Source organism: Acerihabitans sp. TG2, assembly GCF_035013185.1.
Classification (GTDB): domain Bacteria; phylum Pseudomonadota; class Gammaproteobacteria; order Enterobacterales; family Enterobacteriaceae; genus Acerihabitans.
The window spans coordinates 1-17,808 of the sequence record NZ_JAYGJO010000023.1; the positions used below are offsets into that span (position 1 = coordinate 1).

19 protein-coding genes and 1 other RNA gene are annotated in these 17,808 nt (G+C 51.7%); 11 read left to right on the forward strand and 9 right to left on the reverse strand.

Features of this window, described 5'->3' with window-relative positions; all coding sequences use genetic code 11:
• From SJI19_RS17990 to smpB, 3 genes are all read right to left on the reverse strand, one after another.
• Positions 1 to 655 (reverse strand): phage integrase central domain-containing protein (locus SJI19_RS17990; RefSeq protein WP_323479649.1); only part of this gene is annotated, 655 nt, incomplete at its 3' end.
• 184 nt (positions 656 to 839) lie between these two features.
• Positions 840 to 1,223: a transfer-messenger RNA gene (gene ssrA / locus SJI19_RS17995) on the reverse strand.
• Positions 1,224 to 1,269: 46 nt separating this feature from the next.
• Positions 1,270 to 1,752: an SsrA-binding protein SmpB gene (gene smpB, locus SJI19_RS18000; protein WP_323479650.1), complete on the reverse strand. Its 483-nt coding sequence runs from the start codon at positions 1,750 to 1,752 to the stop codon at positions 1,270 to 1,272.
• A gap of 158 nt (positions 1,753 to 1,910) precedes the next feature.
• Between smpB and SJI19_RS18005 the strand changes: the two genes are divergently transcribed.
• Entirely contained in the window at positions 1,911 to 2,345 is a 435-nt protein-coding gene (locus SJI19_RS18005; RefSeq protein ID WP_323479651.1) for an SRPBCC family protein, read from the forward strand.
• Position 2,346: 1 nt separating this feature from the next.
• Positions 2,347 to 2,640, forward strand: a complete 294-nt coding sequence (locus tag SJI19_RS18010) for an RnfH family protein (RefSeq protein ID WP_323479715.1) — start codon at positions 2,347 to 2,349, stop codon at positions 2,638 to 2,640.
• Positions 2,641 to 2,845: 205 nt separating this feature from the next.
• Here the strand turns inward: SJI19_RS18010 and bamE are convergent, their stop codons facing one another.
• The 3 genes from bamE to nadK form a co-directional block, all read right to left on the reverse strand.
• Positions 2,846 to 3,193, reverse strand: coding sequence for an outer membrane protein assembly factor BamE (gene bamE, locus SJI19_RS18015; protein ID WP_323479652.1), 348 nt, complete (start codon positions 3,191 to 3,193; stop codon positions 2,846 to 2,848).
• Between the two features lie 113 nt (positions 3,194 to 3,306).
• Complete coding sequence (recN, locus tag SJI19_RS18020; RefSeq protein WP_323479653.1) at positions 3,307 to 4,968, reverse strand: DNA repair protein RecN; 1,662 nt, start codon at positions 4,966 to 4,968, stop codon at positions 3,307 to 3,309.
• Positions 4,969 to 5,054: 86 nt separating this feature from the next.
• Positions 5,055 to 5,933 (reverse strand): NAD(+) kinase, encoded by an 879-nt coding sequence (gene nadK, locus SJI19_RS18025; protein WP_323479654.1) that lies wholly within the window; start codon positions 5,931 to 5,933, stop codon positions 5,055 to 5,057.
• Between the two features lie 124 nt (positions 5,934 to 6,057).
• Here nadK and grpE point away from each other — a divergent pair, with 124 nt between their 5' ends.
• Positions 6,058 to 6,651 carry a nucleotide exchange factor GrpE gene (gene grpE, locus SJI19_RS18030; protein WP_323479655.1) on the forward strand — a complete coding sequence of 198 codons (594 nt, stop codon included), beginning with the start codon at positions 6,058 to 6,060 and terminating at the stop codon, positions 6,649 to 6,651.
• Positions 6,652 to 6,698: 47 nt separating this feature from the next.
• Here grpE and ung read toward each other — a convergent pair whose 3' ends face one another.
• The gene (gene ung, locus SJI19_RS18035) at positions 6,699 to 7,382 is read right to left on the reverse strand and encodes a uracil-DNA glycosylase (protein ID WP_323479656.1); all 684 of its coding nucleotides are present in this window, start codon (positions 7,380 to 7,382) and stop codon (positions 6,699 to 6,701) included.
• A 182-nt stretch (positions 7,383 to 7,564) separates the two neighbouring features.
• Here ung and SJI19_RS18040 point away from each other — a divergent pair, with 182 nt between their 5' ends.
• Entirely contained in the window at positions 7,565 to 7,699 is a 135-nt protein-coding gene (locus SJI19_RS18040) for a hypothetical protein (protein ID WP_323479657.1), read from the forward strand.
• A complete protein-coding gene (gene grcA, locus SJI19_RS18045; protein ID WP_323479658.1) occupies positions 7,692 to 8,075 on the forward strand; it encodes an autonomous glycyl radical cofactor GrcA in 384 nt (127 codons plus the stop codon). The genes SJI19_RS18040 and grcA overlap by 8 nt, the downstream gene beginning before the upstream one ends.
• Positions 8,076 to 8,502: 427 nt before the next feature.
• Here the strand turns inward: grcA and srmB are convergent, their stop codons facing one another.
• Positions 8,503 to 9,867, reverse strand: coding sequence for an ATP-dependent RNA helicase SrmB (gene srmB / locus SJI19_RS18050; protein ID WP_323479659.1), 1,365 nt, complete (start codon positions 9,865 to 9,867; stop codon positions 8,503 to 8,505).
• 155 nt (positions 9,868 to 10,022) lie between these two features.
• Between srmB and SJI19_RS18055 the strand changes: the two genes are divergently transcribed.
• Positions 10,023 to 10,841, forward strand: a complete 819-nt coding sequence (locus tag SJI19_RS18055) for a tRNA1(Val) (adenine(37)-N6)-methyltransferase (protein WP_416347564.1) — start codon at positions 10,023 to 10,025, stop codon at positions 10,839 to 10,841.
• 21 nt (positions 10,842 to 10,862) lie between these two features.
• Here SJI19_RS18055 and nadB read toward each other — a convergent pair whose 3' ends face one another.
• Positions 10,863 to 12,488 (reverse strand): L-aspartate oxidase, encoded by a 1,626-nt coding sequence (gene nadB / locus SJI19_RS18060; protein WP_323479660.1) that lies wholly within the window; start codon positions 12,486 to 12,488, stop codon positions 10,863 to 10,865.
• A gap of 423 nt (positions 12,489 to 12,911) precedes the next feature.
• Between nadB and rpoE the strand changes: the two genes are divergently transcribed.
• From rpoE to lepA, 5 genes are all read left to right on the forward strand, one after another.
• Positions 12,912 to 13,487: an RNA polymerase sigma factor RpoE gene (gene rpoE / locus SJI19_RS18065; protein WP_323479661.1), complete on the forward strand. Its 576-nt coding sequence runs from the start codon at positions 12,912 to 12,914 to the stop codon at positions 13,485 to 13,487.
• Positions 13,488 to 13,517: 30 nt separating this feature from the next.
• Complete coding sequence (gene rseA, locus SJI19_RS18070; RefSeq protein WP_323479662.1) at positions 13,518 to 14,171, forward strand: anti-sigma-E factor RseA; 654 nt, start codon at positions 13,518 to 13,520, stop codon at positions 14,169 to 14,171.
• A complete protein-coding gene (gene rseB / locus SJI19_RS18075; RefSeq protein ID WP_323479663.1) occupies positions 14,171 to 15,133 on the forward strand; it encodes a sigma-E factor regulatory protein RseB in 963 nt (320 codons plus the stop codon). The genes rseA and rseB overlap by 1 nt, the downstream gene beginning before the upstream one ends.
• Positions 15,130 to 15,600, forward strand: a complete 471-nt coding sequence (rseC, locus tag SJI19_RS18080) for a SoxR-reducing system protein RseC (protein ID WP_323479664.1) — start codon at positions 15,130 to 15,132, stop codon at positions 15,598 to 15,600. The genes rseB and rseC overlap by 4 nt, the downstream gene beginning before the upstream one ends.
• 406 nt (positions 15,601 to 16,006) lie before the next feature.
• Positions 16,007 to 17,806, forward strand: coding sequence for a translation elongation factor 4 (lepA, locus tag SJI19_RS18085; RefSeq protein ID WP_323479665.1), 1,800 nt, complete (start codon positions 16,007 to 16,009; stop codon positions 17,804 to 17,806).
• The last annotated feature ends 2 nt before the right edge of the window (positions 17,807 to 17,808 follow it).

Here is a 17,808-nt window from a genome sequence, read left to right on the forward strand (position 1 = left end):
GTTCTTCCGGGCGGATAGTCGGCATGTGCTGCTTTTTAGGTCGCTCGAAGGCATTGCCAATCCCTGACGCCGGATTGCTTTCAATTAAACCGGTGTTAACGGCAAATATCATAATCTCATTGATGCGCTGAACCAGCCTGCGTACCGTTTCAAGTGCGCCACGGGCTTTGATCGGTTCTAACGCCTGTATCAGGGTTCTGGCCTTGATGTCCTGCACGGGGATATCTTCTATTGTGGGTAATAGATCCTTTTCAATAGAACGCCAAATATCTTGCGCATGCGTGGCGCTAACGCTGCCTTGTTTGAGGGCAAACCAGTGTTGCGCAACGTTGATAAAAATGCTGTCCTGGGCGATTTGGCGCTGTTCTGCCTCATCCTCGGCTTTGGCCTGGGGATCAATGCCCTTGGCTAAAAGGGCGAGCTTTTCGCCTCTGATTTCTCTGGCATCGGCCAAAGACAGGGCAGGGTAAGCCCCGAGGCTAATCATGGTGCGCTGTGCGGTGCCGGGTCGCTGATAACGAAAACGCCATATTTTTTTGCCGGTGGTTTTTACCAGCAAAAATAAACCGTCGCCATCATGCAGCGTCAGGTCTTTATCGAGGGCTTTGGCTTTTTGTACTTCGGTATGGGTGAGGGGGCGTGTCGTCCGCGCCATGTAAGGGATCGTCCATTAATTGGTATACGTTTATTGGTATACATCATAGCGTATACCAATTCGTATACCAATAGACGCTGGATTTAGCTGGATATCCTCGGACAACTACAGATACAAAAAAGCCCACAAACCTAGGTGGGATGCGGGCTTTCAGGACTTCGCCGGACGTGTCCGGATGATAAATTGGTGGAGCTGGGGGGATTTGAACCCCCGTCCGGAATTATTACATCCTCGGTACTACATGCTTAGTCCAATCATTACATTCACCTGGCAGCTGCGGATGGACACGCCACTGACAAACTAGCCTGATTAGATTTGACGCTTTAACCCCAGGCAGGATCTCCACGCGAGCTCTTATGGGTTTTGGCCTCTCTTGATCCCCGTCCTAAGAGCGGAGGCTAGGGAGAGAGGGAACCATCAGTTTCTTAGGCTGATTAAGCTGCTAAAGCAGCAGGTTCGAACGAGTTATCGTTTGCAATTATTTTTTTTGAGGCTGTTTAACGAGGCCTACCTCACCTCGGCATGCACCTTGGGTTTCACAAATCCCGTCGAATCCAGAATCAGCCCCAAGTTGTTAATTTGATTATAGCAAAATTAGCATAACGCGGCAAACTTTAACGATTGGCGTGCTTCATAATGCGCGCTTTATCCACCTGCCATTCGCGCTCTTTAACGTCTGAGCGTTTGTCGAAATCTTTTTTACCTTTGGCCACGCCGATCTTGATTTTGGTCCAGGCGTTTTTCCAGTACATCGACAGGGCGACCACGGTATAACCCTCGCGGTTGACCCGGCCAATGAGAGAGCCGATTTCTCGTTTGTTCAGCAGCAGTTTACGGGTACGCATAGGATCGCAAACCACATGCGATGAGGCTGCCATCAGCGGCTGGAAGGTGGCGCCGAACAAAAAGGCTTCGCCATCTTTCAGCACGACATAGCTGTCACTGATGTTGGCTTTGCCAGCACGTAGTGATTTGACTTCCCATCCCTGCAACGCGAGTCCAGCTTCGAACTCTTCCTCAATGAAATATTCATGTCGGGCGCGTTTGTTCTGCGCAATGGTGGCTGATCCGGGTTTATATGCTTTTTTCTTTGTCATGATGCTAAATATTATACAGTTTTGTGACGGGAATAAAATGCCTAAGTGCAGGTGTTGTGCGGATCTGCGGTTTTTTAAGACAATCGGTCATTAACAGTTTTTGTCTCATGACAGATAAATGATAATATTATGATGTATTAGTCATGACAGGAATCCTTATGCCTCATATCAATCGTTCTGCACTGGTGCCCTACAGCGCGGAGCAAATGTTCGCTTTAGTCAATGATATTCATGCTTATCCGGAATTTATTCCCGGGTGTACCAGCAGTCGGGTGGTCGCTAAAGAGGGTAATGAGCTCACCGCTGAGATGGCGGTATCCAAGGCCGGTATTAGCAAAACGTTCACTACGCGCAATGTTATTACCGATAATCAAAGCATTGTGATGCGTCTGGTGGAAGGGCCGTTTCGCTCTTTCGCCGGCAACTGGCGCTTTACCAGCTTAAGTCAGGATGCCTGCAAGATCGAGTTTGCGATGAGCTTTGAGTTTAAAAGCAAACTGATTGAACTGGCGTTTGGTCCGATATTCAAAGAAATGGCCAATAGCATGGTGCAGGCTTTTACTCAGCGGGCTAAAGAGGTTTATCGTGCCTGATATCCCGGACAGGCCTGATATCCATGTGGAAGTGGTGTATGCATTGCCCGATCGCCAGTACCGACATCAGATAACTTTGGCGGACGGAAGCACCCTCGAGCAGGCAATACAGGCATCGGGAATTCTTAGACAGCGCAAGGACATCGATTTGGCGAAGAACAAAGTGGGCATTTTCAGCCGACCAGCCAAGCTTGCCGATAAGATTAACGATGGCGACCGGGTGGAAATTTACCGGCCATTGTTAATCGACCCAAAAGATCTCCGCCGCCAACGCGCTGAGCGTACTAAAAAATAACCAGACCGTATCCGGTTATTTCCGAGCAAAAACACCCGGCGTAAAGGGGTTATTTACCGCCCAGTTCCGTTGGTTAAGGTGCTGGTATCCCTTACCATCATCCACTGATGTTTACCTTTTATGTCGCTGCGTTTAACGTTATCCGCTGTTTTCACCAGCCCGCTGTTGATGGGCTGGTAATGCGCCACAGGTTGCACTATTTGTTTTACTTCGGATCGGAATCCAGTGCGTCACGCCGATTAATGTTGGTCAAGACATCCGCATTATTGAAGGTCAGGATGACGGTTTGCTGAGTAACCGGCTCATGACCCGGCTGGCGACGGAATACATAGAACCAGGTGCTCGTGCCGAACGGGTCGCTCATCATTGGTGTACCTAACGTATAGGCTACCTGCTGTTTTTTCATGCCGGTATGAATTTTGGCCAAATCGCTTGCCGTGAGATAGTTTCCCTGATTGATGTCCGGGCGGTAGACCAATCTTTCCAGCGTGGAACAACCGGCGGTTAACATCAGAAGTACGACAGCAGCAGCGGTCAACGTCTTACAGCTCATAATAATCACATTCCTTTTGGGCATAGGATGCCGATGATAATAGACCTTGTCGACATTGGAAACCTCTACAAGGCTCCTCTATGACCTCAGGAACATAAAAAAGTTGGTGTTTTCTAAGCAGCAAGCAATTCTTTAGCATTGGCCAAGGTGTTTTTCGTCACCTCACTACCGCCTAGAAGGCGCGCCAGCTCCTGCAAACGGGCTTTTTTATCCAAAGCCAGCATCTGGGTTTCGGTCTCAAGGCCGTCGGTATTTTTACTAACAAAAAAGTGATGATGGCCTGAGCCGGCAACCTGCGGCAAATGGGTCACACACAGCACCTGGGTAGATTCACCCAGTTGACGCAGCATTTTACCCACGATAGCGGCGGTGGGGCCGCTGATACCGACATCCACTTCGTCGAAGATCAACGCCGGAGTATCCATCTTACGGGCGGTAATGACCTGTACCGCCAGTCCGATTCGGGAAAGTTCGCCGCCGGAGGCGACTTTGACCAAGGGTTGCAGGGGCTGACCGGGGTTGGTGGTCACCAAAAATTCTATACGGTCCGCGCCATCGACGCTTAACTGATCCGCGGCGAAGTGGACGACAATATCAAGTCTGCCGTGGGGCAAGGAGAGTTCCTGGATACTGTGGGTGATCAGGGCTGACAATTCAGCTGCATGCGCTACTCGTTTGTGATGGAGCTGCTCGGCCAACTGTTCAGCCTCATTACGATGCTGTTCAACCGCCAGTACCCGCGTTTGCGCATCGGTATCGTATTGCTCGCCCAATTGCTGTTCACGCAGCAATTGCTGATAAAACTGCGGCAGGTCCTCGGGGTTGACATGATGCTTACGCGCCAGGGCGATCTGGCGCGACAGCCGCAGCTCCAGATCGGATAAACGCTGGGGGTCCAGGTCCAGTCGATCGCCATAATGGCGCAGCTCATCGCTGGCCTCGGTAAGCTGTATTGCGGCCTCTTCCAGCAGGTCCATTACCGGAGAAAGTGTGCCGTCCATTGCCACCAGCTCTGTGACCCGTTGTTTAATGGCATGAAGTTGACTGAGCAGGGTGTGGTCTTCTCCTTCGCTTAGCATCTCAAGCGCCTGACGGGTGGTAGCAATCAGTTGGCCGCTGTTGGCTAACATCTTATATTCCCGATCGATTTGTTCAAACTCATCGGCAACCGGCGCCAACTCATTAAGCTCTTTTAACTGATAGTGCAGCAGCTCACGCCGCGCCTCGCGTTCGGCGGCGTTCTGGCGGAAGGTTGCCAGATCCAGGCAACTTTGGTGCCATTGCTGATAAGCACCCGCCATGGCGTGTAGCAGCGTTTTTTCATCGGCATAGGCGTCCAGCAGCTGTTTTTGATAGTCTGGGCGCAACAAGAGCTGATGTGCGTGCTGACCGTGGATTTGAATCAGGTGATGGCCCAGTTCGCGCAGTTGCGACAGTGGTACCGATGTGCCGTTGATAAAGCCGCGGGAGCGGCCGTCATGGCCTACCACGCGTCGCAGCAGGCACTCATGACCCTCATCGAGCTCATTGTCCACCAGCCACTGAGCGGCCAGTGGGGTGTCGTTTAAGGCGAAACGTGCGCAGATATCCGCCCGGGGCGAGCCGGGCCGTACCATGCCAGCATCGGAGCGGCTGCCCAGGCACAGGCCGAGCGCATCGATGGCAATGGATTTACCCGCCCCGGTTTCGCCGGTGATAACGCTCATTCCCGATTTAAAATCAATCGTTAACTCGCGCACTATCGCAAAATTAGCAATGGTCAATTGAGCCAGCATGGTTGCTCCCTGTATATAAAAACACAGCTGTGGTTAAACACAGTATAAACTGGTTTTATGTACAGTAAAGCAACCAATGCGATTTTTTAAAATAATTTTTTGGACCAGCCCAATTTAGTGCTTAACGTGTGGAAATAGTTGTAATCGTGCGGATGTATCAAATCCAAATGATATTTGCTGCGGCGAATAAAAATCTCTTCACCTTCCTGGATAGGCAGGGCAATTTGACTATCGCAGCTGATTTCCAGTTCGCTGCCCACATGAGAGAATTTCAGGCGAATGGTGCTGCTGCCGTTGATCACCAGCGGACGAGATGACAGGGTGTGTGGGAACATCGGCACCAGCGCGATGGCATCCACCGTCGGGGTAAGAATGGGGCCGCCGGCAGAGAGTGAATACGCCGTGGAGCCGGTAGGCGTGGCGATAATCAACCCGTCCGAGCGTTGGGAAAACGCGAAGTTGTCATCGATATAGACTTCAAACTCAATCATATGCGCCACTTTCCCCGGATGAAGCACCACTTCATTGATGGCGGTGCTCAGCCGGCCGCATTCAGTACCACGGCAGACCTGCGCTTCCAGCAGGAAACGTTGCTCACAGCGGTAATTGCCCACCAGTACTTCTGCCAGTTGCTGCAAGGCTGAATCGGGATCCAGATCAGTGAGGAAACCCAGATTACCGCGGTTTACCCCGATAACCTTGATATCATAACGGGCCAGAATACGCGCCGCCCCCAGCATATTGCCGTCGCCGCCTACCACCACCGCCAGGTCGGCATGTTGACCAATATCCGCCAGGCTGCCGGTTTGCGCACCTTTCAACTTAAGGTCGCGGGCGATTTGGTGCTCCATGATGACGTTATGTCCTTTCTCCATCAGCCAATGATAAAGCTGTTCGTGCGTGGCCAAGGCATTTGGATGGCGCGGGTGGCCCACGATGCCAATACTTTGAAAGGGCGTGTTCATGAATTTACTTTTCCTCACCATGTTTTGCTGGTTACATTATGCAGCATCCCTTGAATCCCCGCTATTCATCCCCATAATAAGCCAGGTAGCAAGATCAAAAGGCTAAAACGCGGAGAAACTCATAATGAGTAGTAAAGAACAGAAGTCCCCTGACGAGCAAGTCTCACAAGAAAACGAAATGGAACTCACACCAGCGCAGGTTGAAGAAGCACTGCCCGAGACCGCAGACGTCGTGGATCCACGCGATGAGCGTATCGCTGTTCTGGAAGCCCGGTTGGAGGAGCTGCAGCAACATGAGCGCGACAGCCTGCTTCGCGCCAAAGCGGAAGTAGAAAACGTTCGTCGCCGTAGCGAGTTGGACGTAGAAAAAGCCCATAAATTCGGATTGGAGAAATTTGCTGGCGAACTGCTGCCGGTGATCGACAATCTGGAGCGCGGGTTGGATATGGCTGATAAGTCAAACAGTGAGTTGACGCCGCTGATTGAGGGGATTGAATTAACCCTCAAGTCATTATTGGACGTGGTTCGTAAATACGGTATCGAGGTGGTCAGTGACACCCACGTGCCTTTCGATCCTTCTGTGCATCAGGCGATGACCATGCTGGAATCCGCCGATCATGAGCCAAATCACGTCATGATGATCATGCAAAAGGGTTATACCCTTAATGGCCGTTTGCTTCGCCCCGCCATGGTGGCGGTGTCTAAAGCTAAAAACTAACGCTCCAGAACCGGTCATCGGAATCGATAACCGGCTGACGTCTGCCATTACGCACTGGGGAGATGCGGTTGCCAATCAATTGGCGTTTCTCCACGTTGCGTCAACAGTGCATTGGCCTGTGAGAAATGCCTACAACCCATAAATCCCCGATGGGCTGATAGCGGCGAAGGATGAGGCGCTTTAAGCACTGCGTGGCGTTTAGCATCAATAATTCCGCCTTTTTTCTGTGCGTGGGATCCCCAGAGCAGGAAAACAATCCCCTCGCGCGAATCATTTAAGACCTCGATCACTTTATCGGTGAAGGTTTCCCAGCCCAGGCTGGCGTGGGAATGCGCTTTGCCCGCTTCCACCGTCAACACGGTGTTGAGCAGCAGTACACCCTGACCGGCCCAGCTTTGTAGGCAACCGTGCTCTGGCCGGATAAATCCCGGGATATCAGTCAGCAGTTCTTTATAGATATTAACCAGCGAAGGGGGGGCAGGCACGCCCGGTCGAACGGAAAATGACAAGCCATGCGCCTGGTTGGGGCCATGATAAGGATCTTGCCCGAGGATCACCACCTTCACCGCCGCCAGTTCGGTGTAGCGAAACGCATTAAACACATCCGACTGCGGAGGATAAATGGTTTTTCCCGCAGCCCGTTGACTGGCGACATACTCCAGTGTGTGCTGGAAGTAGGGCTGGTTTTTTTCACTGGCGAGGGCATCACGCCAGGTTGTACTCTGACTCATGGTTCGCTCCATGTTGTTCGGCAATAAGGACCGTAGCTTACCGGTATCTGGCGTGAGGAGAAATCATTTCCGTTTCTCAATCACCCGACCCACCTGTCTTAGCGACATCGGCGGTTTTATTGCCAGCTCGGCATAACGATAAAAGTGGCTAAATTGATGTAAAACAAAAATAGGATATTTTGATGAACAAGCAAACTGCTCAAAAATTGATTTATATCAAAGAAATCGAACGTCGTTATGGGTATATAATGAGCAATGGACAATTGGTTTTACCAAAAAAATTATCAAGCCACACTACAGAGGCAAATTATGATTAGCGGAATTCAGATTACTAAAGCCGACAACAAAGCACTGCAAAATTCCTTCTGGCTGCTGGACAGCGACGTTAAACAGGCCCGTTGCCTGTGCGCTGTGGGCGGTTACGCCGATGACCAGATCGTTGCGTTAGGGGATCTGGGAAAGATGGAATACCGTGAAATCCCACTGGAAATGAAAGAAAAAGTGCGGGTGGAAGGCGGTCAACATTTGAATGTAAACGTATTGACCCGTGAAACGCTGGAAGAAGCCATCGCCGATCCGGATAAATATCCACAGTTGACCATCCGCGTTTCAGGCTATGCCGTACGTTTCAATTCGTTGACGCCGGAACAACAGCGCGACGTGATCACCCGTACCTTTACGTCCACCCTGTAATTTGTGGTTCGTATTATACGCTAAGGGAGCTACGGCTCTCTTTTTTATGGTCGCGATAATCGCCATAAAAAAGAGCTCCACCCGAGCGGTTTGTTGTGCCTAAACCTAAAGAACTCAACGTTCGGCCATACGGTTTTTTAAATTAATCGCTCACCGCGCAAAAAAAACAAAACCCTGTTTAGATCAAAAAAACCAAACTATGTCGATGCGACAATTTTAACCAATATGTGATTTGGTGTAATTTTGTTTATTTTTCGTTTAATAACAATAAGTTAAAAAAATTTCCTCATGAGGATGATGTTATCGTTATCGGGATAAAAATAAATACACCACCTTAAGGCCAATTTTCCCCTTAAATTGTTGTAAATTAGCCTTTATGCCATAAAAAAACCGCCCTGAAGGGCGGTTTTTTGGTGTGGGTGCCGCATTAATCATCATTCGGCTTATTGCTTATCACACTAGCATCCACGGACTCGGTAGCGGCGGTCGCCGCGGTTTTGCCTACTCGGCGCTTACCAATATTGCGTTTATCACGCAACCGGACCTTTACCTTGTCTTTGACCTGGCTTTGTTCTTTTTTCTCTTTACGTTTTGCCAGTACTTTTTTCGACGGTTTGCCGGTAACTTTCTCGGCGGGGGCGCGGGTCACGGGCCGCAGTTCTTCCACAATGCGCGCTTTTAACGGTTCGTTAAGGTAGCGGCTGATCTTACCCAATAGCAGATGATCGTGGGCTTCCACCAGAGAGATGGCCGAGCCTTTACGCCCGGCGCGGGCGGTGCGGCCAATACGATGCAAATAGACATCAGCCGTGGTAGGCAAATCGTAATTGATAACGTGGCTGATATCATCGATATCCAACCCACGCGCCGCAATGTCGGTGGCGACCAGGACATTCATGCGACCTTCATTCATCCGCCGAATGGCCTCGTTGCGTTTGGCTTGCACCATTTCGCCTTCCAAATAGCACGACGCGATGCCCGCGGCATGCAACCAACTGACCACTTCATGAACCCGTTCGCGTTTGCGCACGAACACAATGGCTTTGGTGACGTCGGGTAACGCAAGCAAATGGCACAGCAGGGCGGTTTTATGTTTCAAATCATCGGCGCGATAAAACCATTGGGTGATTTTTTTGCGTTCACGCCGCGATGGCGACGCGTCGACTTCTACCGGATCATTGAGCAGCCGCTCGGCAAAATCTTTTACCGCATTACCTTCCAGGGTGGCGGAAAACAGTAATGTCTGCTTGCGCCAGCGGGTTTCGGCGGCGATAAGCTCGACATCTTGGGCAAAGCCCATCTCCAGCATGCGATCCGCTTCGTCAAGGATCAGCGTTTCCACGGCCCGGCAATCGAAATTTTCTTCTTTAATGTATTGCAACAACCGGCCAGTGGTGGCAACAACGATATCCTGATTTTCACTAAATACAATCGCGTGATTCATAAAGGCCACGCCGCCGGTGATAGTGGCGATGTCCAGACTGGTATGTGCGGCCAGCTGTTTAGCCTGTTCAGCCACTTGCATCGCCAGTTCGCGGGTCGGTGTCACGATAAGTACCCGGGGTGGGCCGGATTTCCTGCGCGGAAAATCCAGCAGATGCTGGAGCACGGGTAAGAGGTAGGCGGCGGTTTTGCCGGTACCGGTAGGGGCCGAACCCAACACGTCGCGCCCTTCCATTGCCGGCGGGATCGCTTCGGACTGAATGGCGGTAGGGCGCTCATAGCCTTTATCGCGCAGTGCCGCGATCAAGCTTTCATGTAGGTCGAGTTCGCTAAATTGGGTTACAGTCATGGTCTACCTCTGGTTGGGGCGCAGATTATAGACGGATCGGGCAGAATGTTCATCTGTTTCCGTGTGGGGGGGCAATTTACCTTCCGGCGCAGGGGCTGAGAAGCCCGGATCCTCAAGTCCGTCACTAAAGTAACCCGGAATGCCGCGAGAACCAAATGATGAACGATGTGCTGAATGACAATACCCCATTGCGTAGGGATGGCTTTACCTTCAAGCGGTTTTTCGCCGCCCATGACCGCTGCGCCATGAAGGTGGGTACTGACGCTGTACTGCTGGGTGCGTGGACGCCGCTGGCTGACGCGGTAGATGTGTTGGACATTGGCACCGGCTGTGGGCTCATTGCGCTTATGCTCGCCCAACGCACCGGTGATCATGTCCGTGTCGCTGGGATCGAACTGGACGAGCGCGCCGCCTGCCAGGCGCGGGAAAACTTTGCGCTAAGTCCGTGGCGGCAGCGTTTAAAGGTTATCCAGGGGGATATCCTTAATCCCGCCGTCTTGGGTTTTCCGGTGCTTGACAAACCTGGGCATGAACGCGACGGTCATGCCGTTGCCGCTTATCAACTTATCGTCAGTAACCCGCCTTATTTTCCGGTGGGAGTGGCCTGCGGTAGCACTGAGCGCGATCGTGCGCGCCACACGGCGTCCTTAACCCATCAGCGCTTGCTAGAGGTGGTGCGTCTGCTGTTGGCCCCTCAGGGGCTATTCTCAATGGTGTTGCCGGCCGAGATAGGCGAGCGGGTGATCGGATTAGCACAAGGGCAAGGCTGGCACCTGCGTTACCGTACCGATGTGGCAGACCGGCCGGGCAAGGCGCCACATCGGATGCTTCTGGCATTATCATTAACGCCAGGCGCGGCGGTGGTCACCGACATGGTGCTTAAGGACCCAGATGGACGTTACTCGGCGGCGTATCGCACCTTGGCCGGTGATTTTTATCTGCATATGTCCGGTGTCGCCACCCCCGCGCCATAAAACACCGTCACGCTCTATTTATCAGGGATGTAGAATGGTCGGTTGGGGATTGTCCGTCATCTCTGGATAGTCAAGAGTGTAATGCAACCCCCGGCTCTCTTTACGCAACATCGCACTTTTGACGATCAGTTCCGCCACCTGGGTCAGATTGCGAACCTCAAGCAAGCTGTTGGAGATGCGAAAATTGGAGTAATACTCATCGATTTCACGTTGTAACAAGTTGATGCGGTGCAGCGCCCGTTCCAAGCGTTTAGTGGTGCGCACAATGCCGACATAGTCCCACATAAACAGCCGCAGTTCGTGCCAGTTGTGCTGGAGCACTACCGCCTCGTCGGAGTTATCTACCCGGCTTTCATCCCAGACGGGCAGATGTTTGGCCAATTTGATGGTCGGCAATCGCTTGATGATATCTTCTGATGCCGACCAGCCATAGACCAGGCATTCCAGCAGTGAATTGGATGCCAGGCGGTTTGCCCCATGCAACCCGGTATAACTCACTTCGCCGATGGCATAAAGTCCATCGAGATCGGTGCGGCCATGTTGATCGACCATCACCCCCCCACAGGTATAGTGGGCTGCCGGTACGATGGGGATCGGTTGTTTGGTTAAATCGATATCCAGCGACAACAGTTTTTCGTAGATCATGGGGAAATGCTGACGGATGAAATCCGCCGGTTTGTGGCTGATATCCAGGTACATGCAGTCGGCACCCAACCGCTTCATCTCGTGGTCGATGGCGCGGGCAACAATATCGCGTGGAGCGAGCTCGGCGCGTTCATCAAAATCGGGCATGAAACGCGTGCCGTCCGGCCGCTTGAGATAAGCACCCTCGCCGCGCAGTGCCTCGGTCAGCAGAAAATTTCGCGCCTGTGGATGAAACAGGCAGGTAGGATGAAACTGGTTGAATTCAAGATTGGCCACCCGGCAACCCGCACGCCAGGCCATGGCGATGCCATCGCCTGAGGAAATATCCGGGTTGGTGGTGTATTGATACACTTTTGAAGAACCGCCGGTTGCCAGCACCACCGATTTTGCCCGACAGGTTTCCACCTGCTCCTTTTCGCGATTCCAGATATAGGCTCCCACCACGCGGCGGGTCCCGGAAAGCCCGATTTTACTCGAGCAGATCAAGTCTACCGCGTTGCAGCGTTCCATCACGTGGATATTGGGATGGTTGGCCGCCTGGGAAACCAAGGTGGTTTCCACTTCTTTACCGGTCGCGTCGGCGGAATGCAGAATGCGCCTATGGCTATGGCCGCCTTCGCGGGTCAGGTGATAACGCTCTGCCGCAGGATCGCCGGTGGCTAACGCTGCCGTGTCGCGGGTTTCAGTGTCGAACAATACACCTTGGTCGATTAACCACTGTACGCAGTGGTGCGCGTTGCCGGCGATAAATTCCACCGCTTCGCGATCGCACAGTCCCGCTCCGGCGATTAGCGTGTCCTCTACGTGGGAGTCTATGCTGTCGGTTTCATCAAATACCGCGGCGATCCCCCCTTGGGCATAATACGTTGATCCTTCATTGAGAGGGCCTTTGCTTAACACCATGACCTGACAATGCCCTGCTAGGCGTAATGCCAAGGACAGGCCAGCGGCGCCGCTGCCGATCACCAACACATCGGTTACATGTTCAGTTAAAGGTTGCATAATAGAGGGTAGTTACCATAGAAAAAAGACGGTTTTCCGATGGTAGCACTCTATGATTTAGGTCTGAAAGGGTAATTGACGATATTTTATCCGGGGACAAATTACGCATGTTTGCTGACAGCAAATGGATTTCAAGGTACCCTGCGCTCTCAATAGGGTGCTGAAGGGATGACGAGCGCTAAGGCTTTGCGTTTTCGGCATTCAGGGAGCCCCTAATATTAATTTCGTGATAGTCTGTCTGTCACCCGGTGTGAACACCGGCGCACCAAAGGCCGTCTCCCATTTCATTTAACTAAAAATACAGGTGGGACGGAACTTTATGTTTTGCGTAAACTCCAATCGAGTGCTTGCTCGTGTTATCAGTTTAGAGGCTGGCAGTTCTATTTTTCGCGTGGAGATAAATTTGAGGAGAATTTACCTCGGATGAGCGAGCAGTTAACAGATCAGGTGTTGGTTGAACGGGTTCAAAAAGGCGACCAAAAAGCGTTTAACTTGTTGGTCGTGCGTTACCAGCACAAAGTGGCGAGCCTGGTCTCTCGGTATGTCCCCCAAGGGGATGTGCCAGATGTGGCGCAGGAGTCTTTTATCAAAGCCTATCGAGCCTTGGAGTCGTTTCGTGGGGATAGTGCTTTTTATACCTGGTTGTACCGTATTGCCGTTAATACGGCTAAAAATTATTTGGTTGCTCAGGGCCGTCGCCCCCCGTCCAGTGATGTGGACGCGAGCGATGCTGAAAACTATGAAAGTGCCGGTGCATTAAAAGAAATATCGAACCCTGAGAATTTAATGTTGTCTGAAGAGTTACGACAGATAGTGTTCCGCACTATTGAAGCGCTTCCAGAGGACCTAAGAATGGCCATTACCCTGCGGGAATTGGATGGTTTAAGCTATGAAGAAATAGCCTCCATCATGGACTGCCCGGTGGGAACGGTAAGATCCCGAATCTTCCGTGCACGCGAAGCGATAGACACTAAAATTCAACCGCTGATTCAGCGATAATGATGGCGGCAGAAGAGAAGGTACCCACGCATGCATAACGAAAAGATTTCCGCGCTTATGGATGGTGAGTCGTTCGACAACGAACTGCTCAATGAATTATCCAAGGATGACAGGTTACAACAAAGCTGGCAAAGGTATCACCTGATTCGCGACACGATGCGCGGGGATGTCGGTGACGTGATTCACTTTGACATTGCCAGTCGTGTGTCGGCTGCACTGGCACAGGAACCGGCACGATTGACGCCGCAGACTGTGAAGGAATCTCAGCCCTTGCCTGAAACCTGGCACAAACTGCCATTTTGGCATAAGGCTCGTCCTTGGGCGGCGCAGGTTATGCAGATCGGTTTGGCTGCCTGTGTATCGCTGGCGGTGATTGTCGGCGTGCAGCACTATAATCAGCCGAACAATATCGATTCGCAGCCGGAATCACCGGTGTTTAATACGTTGCCGATGATGGGGCAGGCCTCGCCGGTTAGCTTGGGGGTTCCCTCTGCTTCTTCAGCCGCCGACAATGGTTCCCAGCAGCAACTCCAGGAGCAACGTAAGCGGATAAATGCCATCCTGCAGGATTACGAACTGCAGCGTCGAGTTCATTCCACGCAGATGCAGTTCGATCAGCATGAAACTCAACAGGCTGCAGTGCAGGTGCCTGGTACCCAGTCATTAGGAATGCAACCGCAGTAATGAAGCAATTTTGGTGTGCTGTTTGTTTTATAACAAGTAGTCTGTTTTATTCCACCAACACTCTGGCCGAGGCCCCCACAGCGGCCCCCGGGGTGTTGTTGCAACAAATGAGCCAGGCTAGCCAGTCGCTGAACTACGAGTTTTCCTTTATCAGCGTCAGCAAACAAGGTGTGGATTCTCTGCGCTTTCGTCATGCTGTGGTTGAAAAACACCAGCTAGCACAGCTTCTGCAGATGGATGGCCCACGTCGTGAAATAGTGCAACGCGACAATGAAATCAGCTTCTTCGAGCCTGGATTTGAACCTTTCACCTTGATCGGCAATCATATTGTTGATTCTCTTCCATCAATTGTTTACGCTGATTTCGACCATTTATCCAAGTTCTATGATTTTATTTCTGTCGGCCGTACGCGTGTTACCGATCGTTCTTGTGAAGTGGTACGTGTGGTGGCGCGGGATGGTACGCGTTTTGGTTACGTCTTATGGATCGATGCCGCGACTAAACTGCCATTGCGGGCTGATTTACTCGACCGCGATGGGGAAACGCTGGAACAGTTTCGCGTGATTTCATTGATCGTCGATCCGCAGGTACAGTCTCTGATGAAGGGACTCGAAAAAGTCAATTTGCCACCGCAGTTGGCTGTACCAACGACCGGTGCCAGCGACTTTAGCTGGGAGGTCAAGTGGTTGCCTGCGGGTATGATTGAGGTGGCGCATAGCAACCGCACACTGCCCGGGATAAATGTGCCGATTGAAACTCGGCTCTATAGCGACGGACTGTTTAGTTTCTCAGTCAACATCGCCCAGACAGACGCGGTGAATTCCGAGCACTCTATTCGCACTGGCCGAAGGACAATCCATACCCTCATTCGTAGCAATAAAGAAGTTACCGTTGTCGGCGAACTGCCTCCGGCTACCGCCAAACGCATCGCCGACAGTGTGACATTTAAGGTGCAACCATGATTAAAGAGTGGGCAACGGTTATTTCGTGGCAGCAGGGCGTCGCACAACTGCGTTGTGAACAGCATTCCGGTTGTGGCAGTTGCCATTCACAAGGCACCTGCGGCACCAGCATTCTCAATAAAATGGGTCCTGAGTCCACTCAGCAGCTTAATGTCATCAGCACGCAGCCGCTGGTTCCCGGTCAGCGGGTTGAAGTGGGCATTACCGAAGCCAGCTTGATTCGCTCGGCATTGCTGGTGTATATGCTGCCGTTGGTGGGATTAATCGGTTGTGCGGCCTTAATGCAAGGTTGGTTTAATACCGATCTGGCGGCGGCTTTTGGTGGTTTGGTCGGCGCTACCGGTGGTTTTATGCTGGCGCGTTTTTATGCTCAAAAATTGGGTGATAAACGCCAGTACCAGCCGGTGATCCTGCAAATTGCCTTGCCTCCCTCGGCGTTGCGCCTGGAGCAGGAGAAGCCCCAATAGTCTCCTGACCCGGCGAACATGACCTGGTGAACATGACTTGGTGAACATGACCTGGTGAACATGACCTGGTGAACATGACCTGGTGAACATGACCTGGTGAACAATGTGCGGTTGCCATCGCCACAGACGGCTATCATCCCCGGTTTTATCTCTCTGATTATCCTCCACTGTGTACGGTTCAGTGACAGCCGAAGTTGGCTGATCCTGGTGGTGTGTTGCACGGCAATGGCCAACGATCCCTCGCCATGTTTATACATAGGCTATTGTCTGCTCCCGCTATCCTTCCTTGAAACTGCCATACAGTGTAATATGCGGCCATGCCATATTGAGTATTTTGACTTTTAAGTCCATCGCGGTGTTCACCGAAATAAATCTAAGCAACATAATTAGAGAAAAATTCATATAAATGAACCACATAAGAAACTTTTCCATCATAGCTCACATCGACCATGGTAAGTCGACTCTCTCCGACCGGCTGATCCAAACCTGTGGAGGTCTGGCTGAACGCGAAATGGCTGCCCAGGTCCTGGATTCCATGGATTTGGAACGCGAACGCGGCATTACCATCAAAGCCCAGAGCGTGACGCTTGATTACAAAGCCAACGACGGTCAGATTTATCACCTTAACTTCATCGACACGCCAGGCCATGTGGATTTCTCCTACGAGGTTTCCCGTTCTCTTGCCGCCTGCGAAGGCGCGCTGCTGGTCGTCGATGCCGGGCAGGGGGTCGAAGCGCAGACCCTGGCAAATTGCTATACGGCCATGGAAATGAATCTTGAAGTGGTGCCGGTGCTTAATAAAATCGATTTACCTGCCGCTGAACCCGATCGGGTGGCGCAGGAAATTGAGGACATTGTGGGCATTGACGCCACCGACGCGGTACGTTGTTCGGCTAAAACCGGTGTGGGCATCCCTGAATTGCTCGAGCGACTGGTGCGGGATATTCCGCCACCGCAGGGTGATCCGGATGGACCGCTTCAGGCACTGATCATCGATTCATGGTTTGATAACTACCTGGGCGTCGTATCGCTGGTTCGCTTGAAAAACGGCACCCTGCGCAAAGGCGAAAAAGTAAAGGTCATGAGCACCGGCCTGAGTTATAACGCCGATCGTCTTGGTATTTTTACCCCTAAACGTGTCGATCGCGATATTCTCAAATGTGGCGAAGTCGGCTGGCTGGTGTGTGCCATCAAGGATATTCTGGGCGCCCCGGTGGGAGATACCCTGACCCTGGCCCGCCAGCCGGCGGAAAAAGCCTTGCCAGGCTTCAAAAAGGTCAAACCGCAGGTCTATGCGGGCATGTTCACCATCAGCTCTGATGATTACGAGGCGTTTCGCGATGCGCTCGGCAAGCTGAGCCTGAACGATGCGTCTTTGTTCTACGAGCCGGAGAGTTCCACCGCCCTGGGATTTGGTTTTCGCTGCGGTTTCCTTGGCCTGCTGCATATGGAGATTATCCAGGAGCGTTTGGAACGTGAATATGACCTCGAACTCATCACGACTGCGCCGACGGTTATTTATGAAATCGTTACCACCGATAACCAGACCATCTACGTCGATAGCCCGGCTAAACTTCCACCATTGAACAATATTTTGGAATTGCACGAGCCAATTGCCGAATGTCATATGCTGTTGCCCCAGGAGTTTCTCGGCAACGTCATCACCTTATGTATCGAAAAACGCGGTATGCAGACCAATATGGTCTATCACGGCAACCAGGTCGCGCTGACCTATGAAATTCCCATGTCAGAAGTGGTTCTGGATTTCTTTGACCGGTTGAAATCGACATCGCGTGGTTATGCCTCATTGGATTACAGCTTTAAACATTTCCAAACGTCGGATATGGTGCGAGTGGATATTTTGATCAATGGCGAACGGGTAGATGCGTTAGCGTTGATTACCCACCGGGATAATTCCCAGCGGCGTGGCCGGGAAATTGTGGAAAAAATGCAGGAGCTGATCCCACGCCAGCAGTTTGATATTGCTATCCAGGCCGCCATTGGCAACCATATTATTGCTCGTTCCACTATTAAGCAATTGCGTAAAAATGTCCTGGCAAAATGCTATGGTGGTGATGTTAGTCGTAAAAAGAAATTGCTGCAAAAGCAGAAAGACGGTAAGAAACGCATGAAGCAGGTGGGAAATGTCGAGCTGCCGCAGGAAGCTTTCCTGGCGATACTGCACGTTGGCAAAGACAGTAAATAGGT